Source organism: Herminiimonas sp., from assembly GCF_030655415.1.
Genome location: NZ_JAURVN010000015.1, coordinates 444017 through 464356 on the forward strand (window position 1 = coordinate 444017; position 20340 = coordinate 464356).

Sequence of the window (20340 nt, forward strand, 5' to 3'; positions counted from 1 at the left end):
GCTTGATCCAGCATAAACCTTGCGTGAATCCCGTCACTCACGAATCTCAGCCATTTTTGAAAACCATTCTGCCTATGAATATTTATCAAATCGGCGAACATCAAGTTACCCTCGTTAGCGAAGTCCCCTATTCTGTACCGGAAGATGGTTTTCTGTGGATAGATGCGACCCATGATGAAGTCGCGGACAATCCTGAGCTTTGGCGCAACGCCATTGAGCATGCAACGAACACGCGCATCTACGATCTGCATTTGCAGGATGCGGTCAATCAAAAGCACCCATCCTATTTTGACTCGACGCAAGATTATGCGATGGTGATATTTCGCAAGTTGTCGTTCGGCTCCGATTTATCCGCGCTGGAATTAACGGAAGACAGCGAGAAGCGCAAAATTCCGCCAGCGCTCAGCAAGCTGATGACGCAGCCAGTAACCTTCCTGTTGATGGAACGTGCGCTGGTCACCATACATGCCGCCAACAGCCGTACGATAGAAGCAACGCGCACGCGTTTGCTCGAATACAAACACCGGCCTGAAGGCACTACGCAACACAATCGTCCACCAACTTCACCTGCAGAATTAGCGCTGCGCCTGCTGAATGCAATGGTGGATCAATATCTTGATTTGCGCCAGCCATTGACTGGGCAGATTGATCGCTGGCAGCGCGCACTACTTAATCCGCGCCGTGCGTTTCAGGATTGGACTGCATTGCTGGATGCGCGTATCGAGTTGCGAAAATTAGATCTTCTCTGCGAAGAGCAGCATGATGCATTGCAAGAGCTGCGCGATTATTTTGTCGATAGCAGCGAAAGTACAAGTAATCGTTCACAGGATTTGCTATTGGTGCGCGTGCACGATGTGCTGGAGCACATTACACGCGTATTGAATCATGCGCGCAGACTGGAAGCATCGATAGAATCCGCGGTGCAAATTCACTTCTCTGCAATGGCGCATCGCACAAGTGAAATCATGCGGACTTTGACAGTCATTACAGCACTCTTCATGCCGCTCACAGTGATCACTGGCATCTTCGGCATGAACTTTGTCGACATGCCTTTGCTGAAAGATCAGTCAGGTTTCTGGATCGCAATGGGGATGATGGTCGTCATCGTGATTGGCTTACTAGTCTTCTTCCGTCGCAGAAAATATTTGGATGATAGAAGTTCAGATAACGAGCGACCACGTAATTGAGTAGAATAATTGCGCAAAATCATGCAATAAAAAAGCGTCCACATTGGACGCTTTTTTATTTACAACACCACGACATATTTCCGCGATTTATTTATTCGGTTGTGGGGTCAGGCGCAAGTACGGGCGCTCTGCCTTGTAGCCTTTTGGAAATTTCTGTTTGATGACTTCTTCATCTTGAATCGTCAATGGAATGATGACATCGTCGCCGTCTTTCCAGTTGCCTGGAGTAGCGACACTGTAGCCATCAGTCAATTGCAAGGCATCGATAACGCGCAAGATTTCATCAAAATTACGGCCTACGCTCATAGGATAAGTCAGCGTCAAACGTACTTTCTTTTGCGGGTCGATGATAAATACTGAGCGCACTGTCGCGGTTGCGGATTGATTCGGATGAATCATGTCGTACAGCGTTGCGACCGTTTTATCTGCATCGGCAACGATAGGAAAACCAACTACGGTTTTTTGCGTCGCTTCGATGTCCGCAATCCATTGCAAATGCTTCTCAGCCGGATCAACCGATAGCGCTATTGCCTTGACATTGCGCTTGTCGAAATCCGATTTGAGTTTTGCGGTAAGACCGAGTTCGGTCGTGCACACAGGCGTGAAATCTGCCGGATGCGAAAACAGAACGATCCACGAATCACCTGCCCACTCATGAAATTTGATTTTCCCTATCGAACTATCCTGTTCGAAATCTGGGGCGATGTCACCTAAACGTAAAGTCATGTTTCCTCCTGTGCGATTGCAATCACTAAAGTCTGACTATAGCTGCGTCAGACTGTTTTCCCAACGACAAATATCAACTATACAAATAACGAGAAGCTATGATCATAGCGCAATGCGTGCGAGATTTAGAATTGCTTGATGAGCGCCAATGACTGAGTAAATTTGTCCGCTTTTTGAAATCCGATGACACGGCCACCGCGAATTTCCTGACCATTCTTGTCGAAGAAAATAATTCCCGGCGGGCCGAATAGATTGAAGCGACGCAATAGTTCTTTATCGTGTGCATCGTTCGCAGTGACATCGACTTGCAGTAAAACCATATCGGCGAATTGTGTTTGCACGCGCGGATCGGTAAAGGTCAATTTTTCCATCTCTATGCAGGAGACACACCAGTCTGCATAAAAATCCAGCATCACATTTTTGCCATGCGCTTTGGCAATTGCGGCATCCAGATCAGCCGCTGTTTTTACACGAGTGAATGCTGCGTGCTGGATGCCGTCATTCCTCAAATGCGCTAGCGGCGCCAGTGCATCGCGGCCACCGGTTGCTACGCCGACTAATTGAAGTAATCCAAGCGCGGCGAAAACCAGTCCGACAGCTTTCGAGATCCACCCACCCTTTGCGGCCCACAGTAGGTACGCGCCATAAGCAATGCCAAGCGCAGCCCATGCAATCATTTGCACCGCATCAGGAATGATCGGCGAGACCATCCAGACGGCGAGTCCCAGCATCAACACGCCAAAGAAACTCTTGACCGCATTCATCCACGATCCTGCCCGCGGCAATAAAGCACCGGCAGATACGCCAACCAGCAACAAGGGCACACTCATGCCGTTCGCCATCGCGAACAAAGCGCTACCGCCAACGACGACATCACGCGTTTGACTGATGTAGACCAAGGCGCCTGCCAGCGGTGCAGCGACACATGGGCCGACGATCAAGGCCGATATCGCGCCCATGACAAAAACGCCGAATAGTTTTCCCGCTGTTTGTTGCGACGATGCGCGCGTCAATCTGTTTTGCACAGATGCATGCATTTGCAAGTGGTAGACATCAAACATCGATAGTGCGAGGCCGACCATCAAAATCGCGAATGCGCTCAGCACCCACGGATTCTGTAATGCGGCCGACAAGCCCTCGCCCACCAATCCTGCAGCAATACCGAGGCATGTATAAACCAAAGCCATACCGAGCGAATACACAGCCGCCAGCAACAAGCCGCGACTACGTTTTACCTGAGCGCCTTCGCCAACAATGATGCTCGATAAAATCGGCACCATAGGCAATACGCAGGGCGTGAATGCCAAGCCCAAGCCGAGCAAAAGGAAGAGAGGCAGAATTGCCAGTAACTTGCCACTTTGCAGCGAACGCTCTATGCGCCCCATATCTGAATCCAGAACTACATTCGCACTTGACGACTCGCTCAGAGAAGACACCTCCACGCTCTGCTGTCCACTAACAGATGCATCGCCTTTAACAGACAGCGTCGCGCTTGAATCCATAGGCGAATAGCACAAGCCTTTGTCCGAACAGCCCTGGCTAGTGGCGGTCAACGTAAAGCGTCCATTGCCTTGAACGGGTATGCGTATCGTCACGCTATTGCGATACGTCTCCACATCTTTCTGGAAGGTTTCATCGAATTTGATTTTGCCTGCAGGGATTTGCGGTTCGCCTAAAGTCGCATTGTTCGCTTTGAAGGCAAAGCGTTCGCGATACATGTAATAGCCATCTGCAATCACGTAGGTGACCGCTACGGTTTGCTCATCCAGCATGCGAGCGGAAAATTTAAATGCCACTTCAGGCGCGAGGAATTCTTCATCGGCGTGCGCCGTGAAAGGCAACGTGCACAACAGGACAAACACTGCGACAACACGGGCTAAGGTCGCACCTGCTTGCGATATTTTGCGCTTCTGCTGGCTGTAGCAGAAACGATGCGAAGCGCACAAGCGAGACAACAAATTCTTAAGCATTCCGTTCCTTACTTGTTTCCTGCTTGATCCAATCCAGATATGCCGGCAAGCCATCGACAATCGGAATGGCAATAATCTCTGGCACGGCATATGGATGTGCGGTCTTGATTGCGGCTTCTAACTCAGCGTAATGCGCGGCAGTCGTTTTGATTTGCATCGCCACTTCGCGCGCCTCTTCAACTTGGCACTCCCAACGATAAATCGAACGCATCGCGGGCAATATATTGACGCATGCTGCCAGTCGTCGTTCGACTAGCAAGCGCGCCAATTGTTCTGCGAATTCTTCATTTGGTGCGTTGCTTAAAACCAGCAGGGCTTGAGACGCTAGCGACATAATGAAAATGACACGGTTAAGTATCGATGGTGATTGAAGGACTCATAGTAAGTGCCATCAAATTATCTGCGCTTACCTCTATAGTTAGGCCCTCTATCTTGCCACAAACAACGCTGCATAAAAGCCTCGCCACAAAAGCAAAAGCCAGGCAATGCCTGGCTTTTGTTGTACATGCAATCGCGTTTGCGATTACTTGCTGATTGGCTTAATCGCCTGTGTTGTCTTCAACAGCTTCAGTGATTTCTGGACGATCGACCAGTTCAATAAATGCCATAGGAGCGTTGTCACCAGCGCGGAAACCCATTTTCAAGATACGCAGGTAACCACCATTGCGGTTTGCGTAACGTGGGCCGAGTTCTGCGAACAGTTTGACAACCATTTCGCGATCGCGCAGACGGTTAAACGCCAAACGTTTGTTAGCCAGGCTGTCGGTTTTGCCGAGGGTCAGGATCGGTTCGATCACGCGACGCAGCTCTTTAGCTTTTGGCAATGTGGTTTTGATTGCTTCGTGACGCAGCAACGAAACAGTCATGTTGCGCAACATTGCGAGACGATGGGAAGAAGTACGATTTAATTTACGAAGGCCGTGACGGTGACGCATGGTAATTCCTTTCAGTTTTTGAGTTTAAATCCAGTTCTTCTATCGACAATGCATAGTGCAATGACGCGGACCGGTATCTATATTTTTTAAGACGGCAGATTTTACACCAAAATTCATTGGGACAGAGGTACCTCTGTCCCGACAAAAATTACTTCTCCAAACCAGCTGGCGGCCAGTTTTCGAGTTTCATGCCCAAAGTCAAACCACGCGACGCCAGAACTTCTTTGATTTCATTCAAAGATTTACGGCCGAGGTTAGGCGTTTTGAGCAGTTCGTTTTCGCTACGTTGGATCAAATCACCAATGTAGTAAATGTTTTCTGCTTTGAGGCAGTTAGCCGAACGAACTGTGAGTTCCAGATCATCAACTGGGCGCAACAAGATAGGATCAACTGCTGGTGCACGTGAAGGTGCATCTGCAGGTGCTTCTGTGCCTTCCAGCGCAGCGAACACATTCAACTGATCAACCAGAACGCGCGCCGATTGACGAATCGCTTCTTCAGGGGTGATCACGCCGTTGGTTTCGATGTTGATAACCAGTTTGTCCAAATCGGTACGTTGTTCAACGCGAGCCGATTCAACAGCGTACGAAACGCGGCGAACTGGCGAAAACGATGCGTCCAGAATGATACGACCGATAGTTTTGTTGGTGTCTTCTGACAAACGACGAACGTTACCTGGCACATAGCCACGGCCTTTTTCGACTTTGATCTGCATGTCGAGTTTGCCGCCGGCTGTCAAATGAGCAATCACGTGATCTGGATTGACCAGCTCAACATCATGTGGCAATTCGATATCGGATGCGAGAACAGCGCCTTCGCCTTCCTTTTTCAAGATCAGTGTGACGTCGTCGCGGTTGTGCAGCTTGAACACAACGCCTTTCAAGTTCAACAACATATCTACGACGTCTTCTTGTACGCCGTCAATAGAGGAATATTCATGGACGACACCGGCGATCGATACTTCTGTCGGCGCGTAGCCAACCATCGAAGACAACAGGACGCGACGCAGTGCGTTACCCAAGGTATGGCCGTAGCCACGTTCAAATGGCTCCATCACGACTTTAGCGTGACCAGGACCGAGTACTTCGACTTCAATAATACGTGGCTTCAACAAACTGTTTTGCATGAAATGTCCTTTTCAATACCCTCGGCTCATTACACCGATAAGGCTGATGGCATGACGAAAAAAGCCCACCAGATGGTGGGCCCGGAATTCAAAATTAACGTGAATACAATTCGACGATCAACGATTCGTTGACGTCTGCAGCGATTTCGCTACGATCTGGAACGGACTTGAAAGTACCTTCCATTTTTTTCGAATCAACTGCTACCCATGAAGGCATGCCGATTTGTTCAGCCAGTGACAGTGCTTCAACAATACGCACTTGCTTTTTCGATTTTTCACGAACAGCAACGATGTCGCCTGGTTTGACTTGGTACGAAGCGATGTTGACAACGATACCGTTGACGGTGAACGCTTTGTGCGAAACCAATTGACGGCCTTCAGCACGTGTCGAACCAAAGCCCATGCGATACACGACGTTATCGAGACGGCCTTCGAGCAATTTCAACAATGTTTCGCCGGTGTTGCCTTTACGGCGATCGGCTTCAGCGAAGTAGCGACGGAACTGACGTTCCAGGACGCCGTACATACGTTTTACTTTTTGTTTCTCACGCAATTGATTGCCGTAGTCAGAGGTACGAGCACCGGAAGTGCGACCATGTTGACCAGGTTTCGAATCAAGTTTGCATTTCGAGTCCAGCGAACGACGTGCGCTTTTCAGGAAAAGGTCGGTACCTTCACGACGGGAGAGTTTTGCTTTAGGTCCAATATAACGTGCCACGAGAATTTCCTTTAGATAATGACGCCCCGAATGAATCTTCTAACGAAAACCAATTCATTGAGCGCTAGTCTGATCAATCTGCAATCAGACGGTGGGCTTACTAAGAACAAAACCCGCCAAGGTCATTGGCGGGTAGATAACGGCACAACTACGTCCGTTGAAACGAATGCTTAGATACGACGACGCTTAGGTGGGCGGCAACCGTTATGTGGCACTGGTGTGACATCTTGAATCTGGGTAATTTTGATACCAAGATTGTTCAATGCACGAACCGAAGATTCACGACCTGGGCCTGGGCCTTTGATACGCACTTCAAGGTTCTTGATACCGCATTCGATCGCGACTTTACCAGCGGCTTCTGCTGCAACCTGCGCTGCAAACGGGGTCGATTTACGCGAACCTTTAAAGCCGGCACCGCCAGACGTTGCCCATGACAGCGCATTGCCTTGACGATCGGTGATCGTGATGATGGTGTTATTGAAAGACGCGTGGATGTGCGCGATGCCTTCAGCAACGTTCTTTTTAACTTTTTTACGCACACGTGCTGCTGCGGCGTTATTAGGTGCTTTTGCCATAATTCTTTCCTTGAATCCGACGACTAGTCAAACTGCGCTTGGATTATTTTTTCAGCGATTGAGCTGCTTTACGCGGACCCTTGCGAGTACGAGCGTTTGTACGTGTACGTTGACCACGGCAAGGCAAGCCTTTGCGGTGACGCATACCACGATAGCAACCCAAGTCCATCAGGCGCTTGATGTTCATCGAGATTTCACGACGCAGATCGCCTTCAACGATGAATTTTGCTATCTCATCGCGCAGCTTTTCCAGCTCGTTATCGTCCAGATCTTTAACCTTTTTAGTGGTCAGAACACCTGTTGTGTCGCAAATTTTTTGCGCACGTGGGCGGCCAATACCATAGATAGCTGTGAGGCCGATTACGGTATGTTGATGATTGGGTACGTTTACCCCTGCGATACGTGCCATTCGTTATTCCTCAAATCAATAACGTTAAATTAACCTTGGCGCTGCTTATGACGCGGTTCGATGCAAATTACTCGAACGACGCCCTTGCGCTTGATGATCTTACAGTTGCGGCAGATCCGCTTAACTGATGCGAGCACTTTCATTTTTGCCCTCTTTCTTACAGTTGATTCGTTTTAAAGTTACTTAGTACGGAACACAATACGTGCCCTACTTAGATCATAAGGTGTCAACTCAACCGTCACCTTGTCGCCAGGCAGAATGCGGATATAGTTCATGCGCATTTTTCCTGAAATATGACCAAGCACTATGTGCCCATTTTCCAACTTGACTCTAAATGTCGCGTTTGGGAGATTTTCTAGAATCTCCCCCTGCATTTGAATTACGTCGTCTTTTGCCATTCGTTTCGTTTTCCTCGCGCTTAACGCGTCGGAATCCCGCCCTTGAAGTTCGCTTTGCGAAGCAACGATTCATACTGCTGAGACATCACGTAGTTTTGAACTTGCGCCATGAAATCCATCGTTACCACAACAATAATCAACAGCGATGTACCACCAAAGTAAAACGGTACTTTCCAACGAGCAATCAGAAACTCAGGTAACAAACAAACCAGCGTAATGTAGACCGCGCCAGCTAACGTCAACCGAGTCAAAATCTTGTCTATGTAACGAGCGGTTTGATCGCCAGGACGAATACCTGGAACAAACGCACCACTCTTCTTCAAATTATCGGCTGTCTCTTTGCTGTTGAATACCAAAGCGGTATAGAAGAAGCAGAAGAAAACAATCGCAGCAGCATACAACAACGCATGTATCGGTTCGCCCGGCGCCATCGATGCAGCCAAATCTTTCAGGAAACGAACAAACGGACTGGTCGTTTCGCCTGATGTGAACCAACTCGTAATCGTCGCCGGGAACAGAATGATCGACGAAGCGAAAATTGGAGGAATCACACCAGCCATATTCAGCTTCAGTGGCAAATGACTACTTTGACCACCGTAAATTTTGTTACCAACTTGACGCTTGGCGTAGTTCACCAGAATCTTGCGCTGACCGCGTTCAATGAACACAACCAGATAGGTAACCGCTGCAACTACCAGACAGATCAGAATCGCCGACAATGCATTCATTGAACCGGTGCGAACCAATTCAAACAAACCGGCAACTGCTGTAGGCAAGCCTGCTGCAATACCTGCAAAAATGATGATCGAGATACCGTTACCCAAGCCGCGTTCGGTAATTTGCTCGCCCAACCACATCAAAAACATCGTGCCAGTAACAAGCGTAATCACTGTTGTCAAACGAAACGCCATACCTGGATCAATGACCAGATTTGCTTGCGATTCCAATGCAACAGCAATACCCAAGCCTTGGAAAGTCGCCAGCAACAACGTGCCGTAGCGCGTGTACTGCGTGATTTTCCGACGGCCAGCTTCGCCTTCTTTTTTCAACGCTTCCAGCTGCGGTGACACTACCGACATTAACTGCATGATGATCGATGCAGAAATGTACGGCATGATGCCGAGTGCAAATACTGTGAAGCGGGACAATGCGCCACCAGAGAACATGTTAAACATGCCCAAGATGCCGCCTTGATTTTGCTTGAACAACTGCGCCAATTCGTCTGGGTTAATACCCGGAACAGGAATGTGCGCGCCGATGCGGAATACTACCAACGCACCGAGCAGAAACCACAGGCGATTCCACGGAAAACCAGTAGAAGCGCCTTTAGCAAGCTGAGGAGTAGTTGCCACTATTTACTCCGTTATCAGACTAAACTTAAGCAACCGAACCGCCAGCGGCTTCGATCGCTGCTTTTGCGCCTTTGGTCGCGATCAGGCCTTTGAGTGTCACTTTTTTAGTGAGCTCACCGGACAAGATAACGCGAACTACGCGTGCCAGTTCACCGATAACGCCGGCTTGTTTCAATGCCAGAATATCGATTTCCGTTACTGGCAATGCTTCCAAATCGGACAAGCGAACTTCTGCTTTGTACGGTGTTGCCAGCGATTTGAAACCACGCTTAGGCAAACGACGTTGCAAAGGCATTTGACCGCCTTCGAAACCGACTTTATGGAAACCGCCTGAACGGGATTTTTGACCTTTGTGACCACGGCCGGCTGTCTTGCCCAGACCGGAGCCGATACCGCGACCAACGCGACGCTTGTAATGCTTGGCGCCGTCTGCAGGTTGAATAGTATTCAATTCCATGATGTTCTCCGTGCGTAAGCCGAGGCTTACGACACTACTTTCACGAGGTACGATACTTTGTTAATCATGCCGCGCACTGACGGTGTGTCTTCCAACTCGGATACCGAGTTGATACCGCGCAGGCCGAGGCCACGAACGGTAGCACGATGTGTTTCACGTGTGCCGATCAGACCCTTAACCAATGTAACTTTAACTGTCTTTGCCATTGTGTTCACCTTAGCCCAGAATTTCTTCGACAGACTTGCCGCGTTTAGCTGCAATTTCCGAAGCGGTATTCATTTTTGCCAAGCCTTCCAACGTCGCACGAACCATGTTGTAAGGGTTGGTCGAGCCAGTGGATTTAGCCACTACGTTCGTCACGCCCATTACTTCAAAAATTGCGCGCATTGGACCGCCAGCAATCACACCAGTACCGTCTTTAGCTGGCAGCATCAAAACTGATGACGCGCCGTGCTTGCCGGTAACCATGTGCTGCAAAGTACCGTTTTTCAACGTCACTTTGATCATTTTGCGGCGTGCTTCTTCCATTGCTTTCTGTACGGCTACTGGCACTTCTTTCGATTTGCCTTTACCCATACCGATGCGGCCATCGCCATCACCAACGACTGCAAGTGCTGCGAAACCCATGATACGACCACCCTTGACCACTTTGGTCACACGGTTGACCGCGATCATTTTTTCGCGCATGCCGTCGTCCGGCTTGTCGCTTTGCATTTTCGATTGCATTTTTGCCATGACGATTTTTCCTTAGAACTTCAGACCAGCTTCACGCGCAGCTTCAGCAACTGCTTTAACGCGGCCGTGATAACGGAAACCGGAGCGATCGAACGCAACTTCGGCGATTCCTGCTTTCAGTGCTTTTTCTGCAACGCGCTTGCCAACCAAAGCAGCAGCAGCGACATTGCCGCCAACACCAGTTTGTCCAGCCAACTCTTTACGCACTTCAGCTTCAAGCGTCGAAGCAGATGCCAAAATTTGGGCGTCCGGTCCGATGATGCTTGCGTAGATGTGCAAGTTGGTACGATGCACTGCCAGGCGAACCACCTTCAACTCGGCAATCTTGGCCCGAGTTTGGCGTCCGCGGCGCAGACGTGATTGTTTCTTATCCATCGTCAACCCTTACTTCTTCTTGGTTTCTTTAATCACAACCACTTCGTCCGAATAACGAACGCCCTTGCCTTTATAAGGCTCAGGACTGCGGTATGCGCGGACTTCAGCAGCCACTTGACCAACTTGCTGGCGGTTGATGCCTTTGATCAGGATCTCGGTTTGCGTCGGTGTTTCCACTTTTACGCCTGCTGGCATTTGGTGTACTACAGGATGCGAGAAACCCAACGAAAGGTTCAGCTTGTCACCTTGCGCAGCGGCACGATAACCAACACCAACCAACGTCAATTTTTTTTCAAAGCCTTTGGTAACACCATTGACCATGTTGTTGACGAGAGCGCGAATCGTACCCGACATCGCATTTGCTTCGCGACTGTCGTTAGCGGCTTTGAAACTCAAAGTACCGCTGTTATTTTCGATTTGCACCAGGCCGCTCAACGACTGGGTCAAAGAGCCCAATGGACCTTTAACTGTGATTTGCGCTGCTGTGATGGTCGCTTCCGCGCCACTAGGCAGTGCAACTGGCATTTTACCTACACGAGACATCTTGTGCTCCTTAGGCGACGTAGCAAATAACTTCGCCACCGACACCGGTTGCGCGCGCTTTGCGGTCAGTCATGACACCTTTTGGTGTCGACACAATCGCCACACCCAAGCCGTTCATAACGTTTGGAATGTCATCTTTGCCTTTGTAGACGCGCAACCCTGGACGGGAAACACGCTCCAAACGCTCGATAACTGGACGACCGGCGTAATATTTCAAACCGATTTTCAGTTCTGCTTTACCAGCATCTTCTGTCACGGCGAAGTCTTCAATGTAACCCTCGTCACGCAGGACGTTGGCGATGGCAATCTTGACTTTTGACGAAGGCATTGCTACCGACGTTTTTTGAACAACTTGCGCATTGCGGATACGGGTCAGCATATCGGCGATAGGATCGCTCATACTCATTGCTTATTCTCCTATTACCAGCTGGCTTTAGTCATACCGGGAATTTCGCCACGCATGGCGCATTCACGGAGCTTAATACGGCCCAAACCGAACTTACGGAAAGTGCCACGCGGGCGACCGGTGATCGAGCAACGGTTACGTTGACGAGTAGGAGCCGAGTTACGTGGCAACGCCTGCAATTTCAGGCGCGCTTCGTAGCGCTCTTCTTCCGACTTCGATTGGTCATCAATGATTGCCTTCAACTCAGCACGTTTGCCAGCGAATTTCTTCACCAGGTCTGCACGCTTTTGTTCACGGTTAATCAGTGCCAGTTTTGCCATGGCAACCTCAGTTTCTGAACGGAAATTTAAATGCGGCGAGAAGCGCTTTTGCTTCTTCGTCGGTCTTTGCAGTTGTCGTGATACTGATATTCATACCACGCAACACGTCAATCTTGTCGTACTCAATTTCGGGGAAAATGATCTGCTCTTTCACACCGATATTGTAATTGCCACGACCATCGAATGCCTTGCCCGAGATACCACGAAAATCGCGCACACGTGGCAACGCAACTGTGATGAAACGATCAAGGAATTCATACATCTGAGCGCCGCGCAAAGTCACCATACAACCGATTGGATAACCCTCACGAATTTTGAAACCCGCAATCGCTTTACGCGCTTTGGTCACAACCGGTTTTTGACCTGCAATCTTGGTCAAGTCGCCAACTGCGTGCTCGATGATCTTTTTGTCCGCAATCGCTTCCGACAAACCCATATTCAGGGTGATCTTCAGGATACGCGGAACTTCCATTACCGATTTGTACGCGAATTTCGCGGTCAAATCGCCAACGACTTTTTCTTTATAGAATTCTTGGAGACGGGCCATGATCTCTTAAACCTTAACGACTTCGCCGCTTGACTTATAAACGCGGACTTTTTTACCGTCCACATCTTTAAAGCCAGCACGATCTGCCTTGCCAGTTGCTGCATTGAACAACGCAACATTCGACACATGAATTGGCATCAACTTATCGACGATGCCACCAGTTGAACCTGTCATCGGGTTAGGCTTGGTCGCTTTTTTAGCAACGTTCACACCGTCAACAACCAGGTAATTAGCGTCAACGCGACGTTGTACAACACCGCGTTTGCCTTTGTCTTTGCCAGTTAGCACAATGACTTCGTCGCTTTTACGAATCTTATCCATCACGACTCCTTACAGAACTTCAGGGGCGAGAGAAACGATTTTCATGAAGCGCTCAGTGCGCAATTCACGTGTAACCGGTCCAAAAATACGCGTACCAATTGGCTCCAGCTTTGCATTCAGCAAAACTGCTGCATTGCTGTCGAACTTGACCAGGGAGCCATCTTGACGACGAACACCTTTGGCAGTACGCACAACAACTGCGTTATAAATTTCGCCTTTTTTCACGCGACCACGTGGCGCAGCAACTTTGACGGTGACTTTAATCACATCGCCAATGCTTGCGTAACGGCGCTTTGAACCGCCGAGCACCTTGATGCACATAACTTCGCGAGCACCCGTGTTGTCGGCTACTTCGAGCCGGCTTTCAGTTTGAATCATATGTTTTCTTTCCCAACTTAACCCGCTCTTGCACACGATGTGCATTTGCAGTCAGTCTTGGTCCCGGCAGCCTGCCGAAAGCAGTCTGATGAGGTGGACGATTTTCAAAACTTCAATTAACGCAAGTTCTGCGCTAAAACTTTTACTGCAGCTATCGCAACCGAAAGATTGCAACAGCGAAGCCCGCTATTATTACACCGAAATAGCGGGCCCGCAACAACTAATTAAACTATTTGTGCTGCTTGTACAACGCGTGTCACGGTCCAAGCTTTAGTCTTGGAGATAGGACGACCTTCTTGAATCTCGACCGTATCGCCAGCTTTTGCTTGGTTGCCTTCATTGTGCGCGTGATACTTATTCGAACGCATAATGATTTTGCCGTACAAAGGATGCTTGACGTGACGCTCGATCAACACGGTTACTGTCTTGTCCATCTTGTCAGATACGACTTTGCCAATCAACGTACGCTTCAGCGCTTGTTTTACTTGATCGTTCATTATTTGGCGTCCTTCTGTGTCATAACCGTTTTGACGCGTGCGATGTCGCGACGTACTTTTTTCAGCTGCGATGTATTGTTCAGCTGTTGCGTTGCTATCTGCATACGCAGACCGAACTGCGCTTTCAGCAGATCGTTCAGTTCTTTGGTCAAAGCCGCTTGGTCTTTGCCTTGGAGTTCAGATGTTTTCATGTTCATCCCTATCATTGTCCGACTTGACGGACGACGAACTTGGTCAACAGCGGCAGTTTAGCTGCAGCTAACCGGAACGCTTCGCGTGCCAGAGTTTCGTCAACGCCGTCCATCTCGTACAACATTTTGCCTGGCTGAATTTCAGCCACGTAGTATTCCGGATTACCCTTACCGTTACCCATACGGACTTCAGCAGGTTTGTTCGAAATTGGCTTGTCTGGGAAAATACGAATCCAGATACGGCCACCACGTTTGATGTGACGCGTCATTGCACGACGAGCCGCCTCAATTTGGCGCGCTGTAATACGACCGCGACCAATAGCTTTCAAACCGAATTCACCAAACGAGACGGCAGTGCCGCGCGAGTGAGAAATACCGGTATTACGGCCTTTTTGCTCTTTACGATATTTTCTGCGTGCTGGTTGCAGCATGATTATTCTCCTGCTTTCTCAGCCGAAACAGCACCGTCAACAGCGGCATCCGGCTTTTTAGCACGAACACGTTTAGCAGCTGGAGCCGCGCCTGGTGCAGCAGCTGCTGCAGTTGGTGCGCCTTCTGGGCGTGCTGTACGTGGACGGCTGCTTGGTTTGCCATCATCGCGGCGTGGGCCACGACGTTTGGTGTCATCTTCTTTAGTCAGGTCGACTGGTGGTTCGCCGCTAGGCAAACGATCACCTTTGTAAACCCAGACTTTGATACCGATGATGCCGTACGTTGTTTCAGCCTCGCCGAAACCGTAGTCAATCTCAGCGCGCAATGTGTGAAGTGGTACGCGACCTTCGCGATACCATTCTTTACGTGCGATCTCGATACCGTTCAAACGACCGGACGACATGATCTTGATACCTTGTGCGCCGAGGCGCATCGCGTTTTGCATCGCACGCTTCATTGCACGACGGAACATGATGCGTTTTTCCAATTGCTGTGCAATCGAATCAGCGATCAATTGTGCGTCGGTCTCTGGCTTACGAATTTCTTCGATATTCACATGAACCGGCACGCCCATCATTTTTGTCAGCGCGGATTTCAATACTTCGATGTCTTCGCCTTTTTTACCGATCACGACGCCTGGACGTGAGCTGTAAATAGTGATGCGAGCATTTTTTGCTGGACGCTCAATAATAACGCGACCAACAGAAGCATTCTTCAGCTTGGTTTTCAGGTATGCGCGAACTTTGAGATCTTCGTTCAGCATGGTGGCAAAATTACTATTGCCAGCGTACCAACGTGATGCCCAGTTGCGTGTAACCGAAAGACGGAAACCGGTTGGATGTATCTTCTGTCCCATCGTGACTCCTTAGTTACCGACAGTCACGTATATGTGACAGGATTGTTTAGAGATACGATCACCCCGGCCTTTAGCGCGTGCTGTGAAGCGCTTCAGGATCGGGCCCTTTTCGACATAGATCGTTTTCACGAACAATTCGTCGATATCTGCGCCGTCATTGTGTTCGGCATTCGCGATTGCGGATTCCAGAACACGTTTGATGATCGCAGCACCTTTTTTAGGGCTGAACTGCAGAAGATGCAGAGCGGCGTCAACTTTCTTGCCGCGGATTTGATCCGCAACGAGACGACCCTTCTGATCCGACAGGCGCACGCCTTTGAGGATAGCTTTAGTTTCCATTATTTCTTAGCCTTCTTGTCAGCAGCGTGGCCCTTGAACGTACGGGTCAGCGCGAATTCGCCAAGCTTGTGACCAACCATGTTTTCCGACACATAAACAGGCACGTGTTGCTTGCCGTTATGTACCGCGATCGTCAAGCCGATAAAGTCAGGCATGACTGTCGAACGACGGGACCAGGTTTTGATTGGCTTTTTGTCTTTGTTCGCTTGCGCGGCTTCGACTTTTTTCACCAGATGGGCGTCGCAAAACGGCCCTTTTTTTAATGAACGTGTCATGTCTTATCCTTATTTCTTACCGCGGCGCGAGACGATCATAGAAGTCGTGCGCTTGTTGCGACGCGTCTTCTTACCTTTAGTCTGCTGGCCCCATGGTGATACTGGATGACGACCTGCTGCCGTTTTGCCTTCACCACCACCGTGTGGGTGATCGACCGGGTTCATGACCACACCGCGAACGGTAGGACGAACACCACGCCAGCGCATCGCACCTGCTTTACCGATTTTACGCAAGCTGTGTTCGGCATTGCCGACTTCACCTACGGTTGCACGGCATTCAACGTGGATACGACGAACTTCGCCAGAGCGCAAACGAACTTGAGCGTAAGTACCTTCACGTGCCATCAACACAACGCCAGCGCCGGCTGTACGTGCAATTTGAGCACCTTTGCCTGGCAACATTTCGACGCAATGCATGATAGTACCGACAGGGATATTACGGATAGGCAAGCAGTTACCCGATTTGATCGGCGCTTCCGAACCATTCATCACTTGATCGCCAACGGCCATGCCTTTGGTTGCAATGATGTATTGACGCTCACCATCCGCATACAACACCAACGCGATGTTTGCCGTGCGGTTTGGATCGTATTCAATACGTTCCACTTTCGCAGGGATAGCATCTTTAGTGCGTTTGAAGTCGATAACACGGTAATGCTGCTTGTGACCACCACCGATATGACGGGTAGTGATGTGACCGTTGTTGTTACGGCCAGCAGTTTTCGATTTCTTTTCGATCAGGCCTGCGAATGGGCGGCCTTTGTACAGGTCGGCATTGACGACCTTGACCATACCGCGACGACCAGGCGAGGTCGGCTTGACTTTAACGAGTGCCATTATTTAGCCTCCTCGGTGAAGTTGATTTCTTGACCAGGCTTCAGGCAGACAAACGCACGACGTGTGTGATTGCGACGACCATTGAAGCGACCTGAACGTTTTTGCTTACCTTGACGATTGGCAACTTGAACAGATTCAACTTGAACCTTGAACAGCAACTCAACCGCAGCCTTGATTTCAAGCTTGGTAGCGTCCGGCATTACGAGGAAAACGACTTGTTCGTTTTTTTCAGCAACGAAAGTTGCCTTCTCGGAAATGACTGGCGCCAACAATACTTTCATCAAGCGTTCTTCACTATGTTTCAGAATCGCGCTCATGCCAGCATCTCCTCAATCTTGGCCAACGCCAATTTCGTGATCAGGATCTTCTTGTAGAAGACCAACGAAACTGGATCAGCATGACGTGGCTCGCAAATCAGCACGTTAGGCAGATTGCGCGATGCCAACAACAGGTTTTCATCCAGGCTATCAGTAATGACAAGCACGGAATCCAGACCCATATCTTTCAATTTTTGCGACAAGAGCTTGGTCTTTGGCGCATCAACTGACAGGCTTTCGATTACGGAGAGACGACCTTCGCGAGCCAACTGCGAGAGGATCGAGCAGAGACCTGCGCGATACATCTTTTTGTTAACTTTGTGCGAGAAGTTTTCATCAGGCGAGTTCGGGAAAATCCGACCGCCGCCGCGCCACAAAGGCGATGACGACATACCAGCACGAGCACGGCCCGTACCTTTTTGACGCCAAGGTTTTTTGGTGGTGTGATGAACTTCTTCACGATCTTTTTGTTTGCGATTACCGCTGCGTGCGTTGGCTTGATAGGCAACGACGACTTGGTGAATCAGCGCTTCGTTGTAGTCGCGACCGAAAATAGTATCCGGCGCAGCAACGTTCGAAGACGATTGACCTTGGTCATTCAGGAGCTTGAGTTCCATGAATTAAGCCCCCTTCTTTGCTTTGGTTTTAATAGCCGGCGAGACAATCACCTGACCATTTTTCGCACCAGGAATCGCACCCTTAACCAGCAACAGCTGGCGATCAGCATCAATACGAGCGATCTCAAGGTTTTGAATTGTGCGATTCACGTCACCCAAGTGACCAGTCATGCGCTTACCAGGAAAAACGCGACCTGGATCTTGCGCCATACCGATGGAGCCTGGGACATTATGCGAACGTGAGTTACCGTGGGTTGCACGACCAGAAGAGAAGTGATAACGCTTGATAACACCAGCGTAACCCTTACCGATAGTCACGCCTTGCACGTCTACTTTTTGACCGACTTCGAACAGACTGGCAGCGATAACATCGCCGACCTTCAATTCGGAAGCAGCAGTAGCAGCAATACGGAATTCTTTGAGGACGGTACCGGCTTCAACACCTGCTTTGGCATGATGGCCAGCAGAAGCTTTATTTACACGAGAAGCACGGCGGCTACCGAAAGCAACTTGGACAGCCGAATAACCATCGACGTCAGGCGTTTTGATTTGCGTCACACGATTGTTTGAAACGTCAACCACGGTAACAGGAATCGAATCCCCATCATCCGTGAAAATACGCATCATACCAACCTTGCGACCAAGCAGGCCTTGGCCTTTATCTTGGTTTTGGTTCATTTTTTCTCCATTCCCACCTACGATTGGGCGGGGCTGATATATAAAACAACTTAAACTACGAATTTGATGAGAATTCCAATTGGGAATCCTCAGCGAAGCCCGAGATTATAACCGGTGAACAGCCCTTCCACAACATCTAAATGCGTGAATTGTTGTTCCCCAGCGTATAAATGCGGGACATTTCTGCCCCGCATTATCAAAAACAAATTATTGCAGTTTGATTTCTACATCAACGCCAGCAGGCAAATCCAGTTTCATCAATGCATCAACTGTTTTATCTGTAGGATCAACGATGTCCATCAAGCGAACGTGCGTACGAATTTCGAACTGATCGCGCGATGTTTTGTTGACGTGCGGCGAACGCAAAACGTCAAAACGCTGAATACGTGTTGGCAATGGAACCGGGCCTTTTACAACCGCGCCAGTGCGTTTTGCTGTTTCAACGATTTCGAGTGCCGATTGATCGATCAAACGATAGTCGAATGCTTTCAGACGAATACGGATCTTTTGGTTTGGAGCTGATTTCGGTGCTGTAGACATGTTCATTCCTTAAAAGAGCGAACCGCGAGTGAGTGAACACTCGCGGCGATAGTAAATGGCGTTATGCCAAATCGTTTATTGCTTACTGATTACTCAATAATTTTAGCAACAACACCGGCGCCGACGGTACGACCGCCTTCGCGAATCGCGAAGCGCAGACCTTCTTCCATCGCGATCGGGTTGATCAACATCACGGTAATCGAGACGTTGTCGCCTGGCATAACCATTTCTTTGTCTTTCGGCAACTCGATCGAACCAGTTACGTCCGTTGTACGGAAGTAGAACTGTGGACGGTAGTTGTTGAAGAATGGTGTATGACGGCCGCCTTCATCTTTCGACAGAACGTAGATTTCGCCTGTGAAATGTTTGTGCGGTTTGATCGAGCCTGGTTTTGCCAGAACTTGACCACGTTCTACGTCTTCACGCTTGGTGCCGCGCAACAGTACGCCGACGTTGTCGCCTGCTTGACCTTGGTCGAGCAATTTACGGAACATTTCAACGCCGGTGCAAGTAGTTACTTGGGTGTCGCGAATACCAACGATTTCCAGTGCTTCACCAACTTTGACGATACCGCGTTCGATACGACCGGTAACAACTGTACCGCGACCTGAGATCGAGAATACGTCTTCTACTGGCAACAGGAAGGCGCCGTCTACTGCGCGTTCTGGTGTTGGGATGTAGGTGTCGAGTGCATCAGCCAGCGCCATGATGGCTTGCTCGCCCAATGGACCGGTGTCGCCTTCGAGTGCCAACTTGGCCGAACCTTTGATGATAGGCAAGTCGTCGCCTGGGAATTCGTATTTCGAAAGTAATTCACGTACTTCCATTTCAACGAGTTCCAGCAGTTCTTCGTCATCAACCATGTCGCATTTGTTGAGGAAGACGATAACGTACGGCACACCAACTTGGCGCGCGAGCAAGATGTGCTCACGGGTTTGTGGCATTGGGCCGTCTGCTGCTGAGCAAACCAGGATCGCGCCGTCCATTTGGGCTGCGCCGGTGATCATGTTTTTAACATAATCAGCATGGCCTGGGCAGTCAACGTGCGCATAGTGGCGCGCTGCTGTTTCGTACTCAACGTGTGCTGTGTTGATGGTGATGCCGCGTGCTTTTTCTTCTGGTGCTGCGTCAATTTGATCGTACGCTTTTGCTTCGCCACCAAATTTTTTCGACAATACTGTCGCAATCGCTGCTGTCAGTGTGGTCTTGCCGTGATCGACGTGACCAATCGTGCCGACGTTGACGTGCGGCTTGGTCCGCTCGAATTTGCCTTTTGCCATTTT

The 20340-nt window shown here is 49.6% G+C and carries 34 protein-coding genes; 1 reads left to right on the forward strand and 33 read right to left on the reverse strand.

Annotated features, from left to right (window positions below; translation table 11 throughout):
- Nucleotides 1-74 precede the first annotated feature (74 nt).
- Nucleotides 75-1187 carry a magnesium transporter CorA family protein gene (locus Q7T66_RS13210; protein ID WP_304933795.1) on the forward strand — a complete coding sequence of 371 codons (1113 nt, stop codon included), beginning with the start codon at nucleotides 75-77 and terminating at the stop codon, nucleotides 1185-1187.
- Between the two features lie 87 nt (nucleotides 1188-1274).
- Here the strand turns inward: Q7T66_RS13210 and Q7T66_RS13205 are convergent, their stop codons facing one another.
- The 33 genes from Q7T66_RS13205 to tuf all read right to left on the reverse strand — a co-directional run bounded on the left by Q7T66_RS13205 (nucleotide 1275) and on the right by tuf (nucleotide 20337).
- Nucleotides 1275-1913, reverse strand: a complete 639-nt coding sequence (locus tag Q7T66_RS13205) for a peroxiredoxin (RefSeq protein WP_304933794.1) — start codon at nucleotides 1911-1913, stop codon at nucleotides 1275-1277.
- 125 nt (nucleotides 1914-2038) lie between these two features.
- Nucleotides 2039-3883, reverse strand: a complete 1845-nt coding sequence (dsbD, locus tag Q7T66_RS13200; protein WP_304933793.1) for a protein-disulfide reductase DsbD — start codon at nucleotides 3881-3883, stop codon at nucleotides 2039-2041.
- Entirely contained in the window at nucleotides 3876-4217 is a 342-nt protein-coding gene (gene cutA / locus Q7T66_RS13195; RefSeq protein ID WP_304933792.1) for a divalent-cation tolerance protein CutA, read from the reverse strand. Before cutA ends, dsbD begins: the two co-directional genes overlap by 8 nt.
- Nucleotides 4218-4422: 205 nt before the next feature.
- Nucleotides 4423-4818 carry a 50S ribosomal protein L17 gene (gene rplQ / locus Q7T66_RS13190; protein WP_112990616.1) on the reverse strand — a complete coding sequence of 132 codons (396 nt, stop codon included), beginning with the start codon at nucleotides 4816-4818 and terminating at the stop codon, nucleotides 4423-4425.
- Between the two features lie 148 nt (nucleotides 4819-4966).
- Nucleotides 4967-5944, reverse strand: coding sequence for a DNA-directed RNA polymerase subunit alpha (gene rpoA, locus Q7T66_RS13185; protein ID WP_304933791.1), 978 nt, complete (start codon nucleotides 5942-5944; stop codon nucleotides 4967-4969).
- Nucleotides 5945-6038: 94 nt separating this feature from the next.
- Nucleotides 6039-6662: a 30S ribosomal protein S4 gene (gene rpsD, locus Q7T66_RS13180; protein WP_304933790.1), complete on the reverse strand. Its 624-nt coding sequence runs from the start codon at nucleotides 6660-6662 to the stop codon at nucleotides 6039-6041.
- A 170-nt stretch (nucleotides 6663-6832) separates the two neighbouring features.
- Nucleotides 6833-7237 (reverse strand): 30S ribosomal protein S11, encoded by a 405-nt coding sequence (gene rpsK / locus Q7T66_RS13175; RefSeq protein ID WP_011872507.1) that lies wholly within the window; start codon nucleotides 7235-7237, stop codon nucleotides 6833-6835.
- 43 nt (nucleotides 7238-7280) lie between these two features.
- The gene (gene rpsM / locus Q7T66_RS13170) at nucleotides 7281-7646 is read right to left on the reverse strand and encodes a 30S ribosomal protein S13 (protein WP_112990612.1); all 366 of its coding nucleotides are present in this window, start codon (nucleotides 7644-7646) and stop codon (nucleotides 7281-7283) included.
- Nucleotides 7647-7675: 29 nt separating this feature from the next.
- A complete protein-coding gene (rpmJ, locus tag Q7T66_RS13165; protein ID WP_012081231.1) occupies nucleotides 7676-7789 on the reverse strand; it encodes a 50S ribosomal protein L36 in 114 nt (37 codons plus the stop codon).
- A 36-nt stretch (nucleotides 7790-7825) separates the two neighbouring features.
- A complete protein-coding gene (infA, locus tag Q7T66_RS13160) occupies nucleotides 7826-8044 on the reverse strand; it encodes a translation initiation factor IF-1 (RefSeq protein WP_014004414.1) in 219 nt (72 codons plus the stop codon).
- A gap of 20 nt (nucleotides 8045-8064) precedes the next feature.
- On the reverse strand, nucleotides 8065-9396 hold the full coding sequence (gene secY, locus Q7T66_RS13155; protein WP_304933789.1) for a preprotein translocase subunit SecY: 1332 nt from the start codon (nucleotides 9394-9396) through the stop codon (nucleotides 8065-8067).
- 25 nt (nucleotides 9397-9421) lie between these two features.
- The gene (gene rplO / locus Q7T66_RS13150; RefSeq protein ID WP_011872510.1) at nucleotides 9422-9853 is read right to left on the reverse strand and encodes a 50S ribosomal protein L15; all 432 of its coding nucleotides are present in this window, start codon (nucleotides 9851-9853) and stop codon (nucleotides 9422-9424) included.
- Between the two features lie 26 nt (nucleotides 9854-9879).
- Nucleotides 9880-10059 (reverse strand): 50S ribosomal protein L30, encoded by a 180-nt coding sequence (gene rpmD, locus Q7T66_RS13145; protein ID WP_304778476.1) that lies wholly within the window; start codon nucleotides 10057-10059, stop codon nucleotides 9880-9882.
- 10 nt (nucleotides 10060-10069) lie between these two features.
- Nucleotides 10070-10588 (reverse strand): 30S ribosomal protein S5, encoded by a 519-nt coding sequence (rpsE, locus tag Q7T66_RS13140; protein WP_304933788.1) that lies wholly within the window; start codon nucleotides 10586-10588, stop codon nucleotides 10070-10072.
- Nucleotides 10589-10600: 12 nt separating this feature from the next.
- The gene (gene rplR, locus Q7T66_RS13135; RefSeq protein ID WP_304933787.1) at nucleotides 10601-10963 is read right to left on the reverse strand and encodes a 50S ribosomal protein L18; all 363 of its coding nucleotides are present in this window, start codon (nucleotides 10961-10963) and stop codon (nucleotides 10601-10603) included.
- A 9-nt stretch (nucleotides 10964-10972) separates the two neighbouring features.
- The gene (rplF, locus tag Q7T66_RS13130) at nucleotides 10973-11506 is read right to left on the reverse strand and encodes a 50S ribosomal protein L6 (RefSeq protein ID WP_304933786.1); all 534 of its coding nucleotides are present in this window, start codon (nucleotides 11504-11506) and stop codon (nucleotides 10973-10975) included.
- Nucleotides 11507-11516: 10 nt separating this feature from the next.
- Complete coding sequence (gene rpsH / locus Q7T66_RS13125; protein ID WP_304933785.1) at nucleotides 11517-11912, reverse strand: 30S ribosomal protein S8; 396 nt, start codon at nucleotides 11910-11912, stop codon at nucleotides 11517-11519.
- 14 nt (nucleotides 11913-11926) lie between these two features.
- Nucleotides 11927-12232, reverse strand: a complete 306-nt coding sequence (gene rpsN, locus Q7T66_RS13120) for a 30S ribosomal protein S14 (protein WP_304933784.1) — start codon at nucleotides 12230-12232, stop codon at nucleotides 11927-11929.
- Between the two features lie 7 nt (nucleotides 12233-12239).
- The gene (gene rplE / locus Q7T66_RS13115) at nucleotides 12240-12779 is read right to left on the reverse strand and encodes a 50S ribosomal protein L5 (RefSeq protein WP_304933783.1); all 540 of its coding nucleotides are present in this window, start codon (nucleotides 12777-12779) and stop codon (nucleotides 12240-12242) included.
- A gap of 6 nt (nucleotides 12780-12785) precedes the next feature.
- Nucleotides 12786-13100, reverse strand: a complete 315-nt coding sequence (rplX, locus tag Q7T66_RS13110; protein WP_304933782.1) for a 50S ribosomal protein L24 — start codon at nucleotides 13098-13100, stop codon at nucleotides 12786-12788.
- Nucleotides 13101-13109: 9 nt separating this feature from the next.
- Nucleotides 13110-13478, reverse strand: coding sequence for a 50S ribosomal protein L14 (gene rplN / locus Q7T66_RS13105; protein ID WP_304933781.1), 369 nt, complete (start codon nucleotides 13476-13478; stop codon nucleotides 13110-13112).
- Between the two features lie 224 nt (nucleotides 13479-13702).
- On the reverse strand, nucleotides 13703-13975 hold the full coding sequence (gene rpsQ, locus Q7T66_RS13100) for a 30S ribosomal protein S17 (protein WP_011872520.1): 273 nt from the start codon (nucleotides 13973-13975) through the stop codon (nucleotides 13703-13705).
- On the reverse strand, nucleotides 13975-14166 hold the full coding sequence (rpmC, locus tag Q7T66_RS13095) for a 50S ribosomal protein L29 (RefSeq protein WP_304933780.1): 192 nt from the start codon (nucleotides 14164-14166) through the stop codon (nucleotides 13975-13977). The genes rpsQ and rpmC overlap by 1 nt, the downstream gene beginning before the upstream one ends.
- An 11-nt stretch (nucleotides 14167-14177) precedes the next feature.
- The gene (gene rplP, locus Q7T66_RS13090; RefSeq protein ID WP_304933779.1) at nucleotides 14178-14597 is read right to left on the reverse strand and encodes a 50S ribosomal protein L16; all 420 of its coding nucleotides are present in this window, start codon (nucleotides 14595-14597) and stop codon (nucleotides 14178-14180) included.
- Nucleotides 14598-14599: 2 nt separating this feature from the next.
- Nucleotides 14600-15454 (reverse strand): 30S ribosomal protein S3, encoded by an 855-nt coding sequence (gene rpsC, locus Q7T66_RS13085; RefSeq protein ID WP_304933778.1) that lies wholly within the window; start codon nucleotides 15452-15454, stop codon nucleotides 14600-14602.
- Between the two features lie 9 nt (nucleotides 15455-15463).
- Nucleotides 15464-15796, reverse strand: coding sequence for a 50S ribosomal protein L22 (rplV, locus tag Q7T66_RS13080; protein WP_181666429.1), 333 nt, complete (start codon nucleotides 15794-15796; stop codon nucleotides 15464-15466).
- Nucleotides 15793-16068, reverse strand: coding sequence for a 30S ribosomal protein S19 (gene rpsS / locus Q7T66_RS13075; protein WP_112990599.1), 276 nt, complete (start codon nucleotides 16066-16068; stop codon nucleotides 15793-15795). Before rpsS ends, rplV begins: the two co-directional genes overlap by 4 nt.
- Before the next feature lie 9 nt (nucleotides 16069-16077).
- A complete protein-coding gene (rplB, locus tag Q7T66_RS13070; protein ID WP_112990598.1) occupies nucleotides 16078-16905 on the reverse strand; it encodes a 50S ribosomal protein L2 in 828 nt (275 codons plus the stop codon).
- Nucleotides 16905-17222 (reverse strand): 50S ribosomal protein L23, encoded by a 318-nt coding sequence (gene rplW / locus Q7T66_RS13065; protein ID WP_112990597.1) that lies wholly within the window; start codon nucleotides 17220-17222, stop codon nucleotides 16905-16907. The genes rplB and rplW overlap by 1 nt, the downstream gene beginning before the upstream one ends.
- Nucleotides 17219-17839 (reverse strand): 50S ribosomal protein L4, encoded by a 621-nt coding sequence (gene rplD, locus Q7T66_RS13060; RefSeq protein WP_304933777.1) that lies wholly within the window; start codon nucleotides 17837-17839, stop codon nucleotides 17219-17221. Before rplD ends, rplW begins: the two co-directional genes overlap by 4 nt.
- Before the next feature lie 3 nt (nucleotides 17840-17842).
- Complete coding sequence (rplC, locus tag Q7T66_RS13055) at nucleotides 17843-18517, reverse strand: 50S ribosomal protein L3 (protein WP_304933776.1); 675 nt, start codon at nucleotides 18515-18517, stop codon at nucleotides 17843-17845.
- 207 nt (nucleotides 18518-18724) lie between these two features.
- On the reverse strand, nucleotides 18725-19057 hold the full coding sequence (gene rpsJ, locus Q7T66_RS13050) for a 30S ribosomal protein S10 (protein ID WP_011872529.1): 333 nt from the start codon (nucleotides 19055-19057) through the stop codon (nucleotides 18725-18727).
- A gap of 89 nt (nucleotides 19058-19146) precedes the next feature.
- Nucleotides 19147-20337 (reverse strand): elongation factor Tu, encoded by a 1191-nt coding sequence (gene tuf, locus Q7T66_RS13045; RefSeq protein WP_304933985.1) that lies wholly within the window; start codon nucleotides 20335-20337, stop codon nucleotides 19147-19149.
- Nucleotides 20338-20340 lie beyond the last annotated feature (3 nt).

Coding starts and splice junctions, on each gene's coding strand:
- Q7T66_RS13210 (WP_304933795.1), top strand. CDS start 75: ATGAATATTTATCAAATCGGCGAACATCAAGTTACCCTCGTTAGCGAA.
- Q7T66_RS13205 (WP_304933794.1), bottom strand. CDS start 1,913: ATGACTTTACGTTTAGGTGACATCGCCCCAGATTTCGAACAGGATAGT.
- dsbD (WP_304933793.1), bottom strand. CDS start 3,883: ATGCTTAAGAATTTGTTGTCTCGCTTGTGCGCTTCGCATCGTTTCTGC.
- cutA (WP_304933792.1), bottom strand. CDS start 4,217: ATGTCGCTAGCGTCTCAAGCCCTGCTGGTTTTAAGCAACGCACCAAAT.
- rplQ (WP_112990616.1), bottom strand. CDS start 4,818: ATGCGTCACCGTCACGGCCTTCGTAAATTAAATCGTACTTCTTCCCAT.
- rpoA (WP_304933791.1), bottom strand. CDS start 5,944: ATGCAAAACAGTTTGTTGAAGCCACGTATTATTGAAGTCGAAGTACTC.
- rpsK (WP_011872507.1), bottom strand. CDS start 7,237: ATGGCAAAAGCACCTAATAACGCCGCAGCAGCACGTGTGCGTAAAAAA.
- rpsM (WP_112990612.1), bottom strand. CDS start 7,646: ATGGCACGTATCGCAGGGGTAAACGTACCCAATCATCAACATACCGTA.
- rpmJ (WP_012081231.1), bottom strand. CDS start 7,789: ATGAAAGTGCTCGCATCAGTTAAGCGGATCTGCCGCAACTGTAAGATC.
- infA (WP_014004414.1), bottom strand. CDS start 8,044: ATGGCAAAAGACGACGTAATTCAAATGCAGGGGGAGATTCTAGAAAAT.
- rplO (WP_011872510.1), bottom strand. CDS start 9,853: ATGGAATTGAATACTATTCAACCTGCAGACGGCGCCAAGCATTACAAG.
- rpmD (WP_304778476.1), bottom strand. CDS start 10,059: ATGGCAAAGACAGTTAAAGTTACATTGGTTAAGGGTCTGATCGGCACA.
- rpsE (WP_304933788.1), bottom strand. CDS start 10,588: ATGGCAAAAATGCAATCGAAAATGCAAAGCGACAAGCCGGACGACGGC.
- rplR (WP_304933787.1), bottom strand. CDS start 10,963: ATGGATAAGAAACAATCACGTCTGCGCCGCGGACGCCAAACTCGGGCC.
- rplF (WP_304933786.1), bottom strand. CDS start 11,506: ATGTCTCGTGTAGGTAAAATGCCAGTTGCACTGCCTAGTGGCGCGGAA.
- rpsH (WP_304933785.1), bottom strand. CDS start 11,912: ATGAGTATGAGCGATCCTATCGCCGATATGCTGACCCGTATCCGCAAT.
- rpsN (WP_304933784.1), bottom strand. CDS start 12,232: ATGGCAAAACTGGCACTGATTAACCGTGAACAAAAGCGTGCAGACCTG.
- rplE (WP_304933783.1), bottom strand. CDS start 12,779: ATGGCCCGTCTCCAAGAATTCTATAAAGAAAAAGTCGTTGGCGATTTG.
- rplX (WP_304933782.1), bottom strand. CDS start 13,100: ATGGATAAGATTCGTAAAAGCGACGAAGTCATTGTGCTAACTGGCAAA.
- rplN (WP_304933781.1), bottom strand. CDS start 13,478: ATGATTCAAACTGAAAGCCGGCTCGAAGTAGCCGACAACACGGGTGCT.
- rpsQ (WP_011872520.1), bottom strand. CDS start 13,975: ATGAACGATCAAGTAAAACAAGCGCTGAAGCGTACGTTGATTGGCAAA.
- rpmC (WP_304933780.1), bottom strand. CDS start 14,166: ATGAAAACATCTGAACTCCAAGGCAAAGACCAAGCGGCTTTGACCAAA.
- rplP (WP_304933779.1), bottom strand. CDS start 14,597: ATGCTGCAACCAGCACGCAGAAAATATCGTAAAGAGCAAAAAGGCCGT.
- rpsC (WP_304933778.1), bottom strand. CDS start 15,454: ATGGGACAGAAGATACATCCAACCGGTTTCCGTCTTTCGGTTACACGC.
- rpsS (WP_112990599.1), bottom strand. CDS start 16,068: ATGACACGTTCATTAAAAAAAGGGCCGTTTTGCGACGCCCATCTGGTG.
- rplB (WP_112990598.1), bottom strand. CDS start 16,905: ATGGCACTCGTTAAAGTCAAGCCGACCTCGCCTGGTCGTCGCGGTATG.
- rplW (WP_112990597.1), bottom strand. CDS start 17,222: ATGAGCGCGATTCTGAAACATAGTGAAGAACGCTTGATGAAAGTATTG.
- rplD (WP_304933777.1), bottom strand. CDS start 17,839: ATGGAACTCAAGCTCCTGAATGACCAAGGTCAATCGTCTTCGAACGTT.
- rplC (WP_304933776.1), bottom strand. CDS start 18,517: ATGAACCAAAACCAAGATAAAGGCCAAGGCCTGCTTGGTCGCAAGGTT.
- rpsJ (WP_011872529.1), bottom strand. CDS start 19,057: ATGTCTACAGCACCGAAATCAGCTCCAAACCAAAAGATCCGTATTCGT.
- tuf (WP_304933985.1), bottom strand. CDS start 20,337: ATGGCAAAAGGCAAATTCGAGCGGACCAAGCCGCACGTCAACGTCGGC.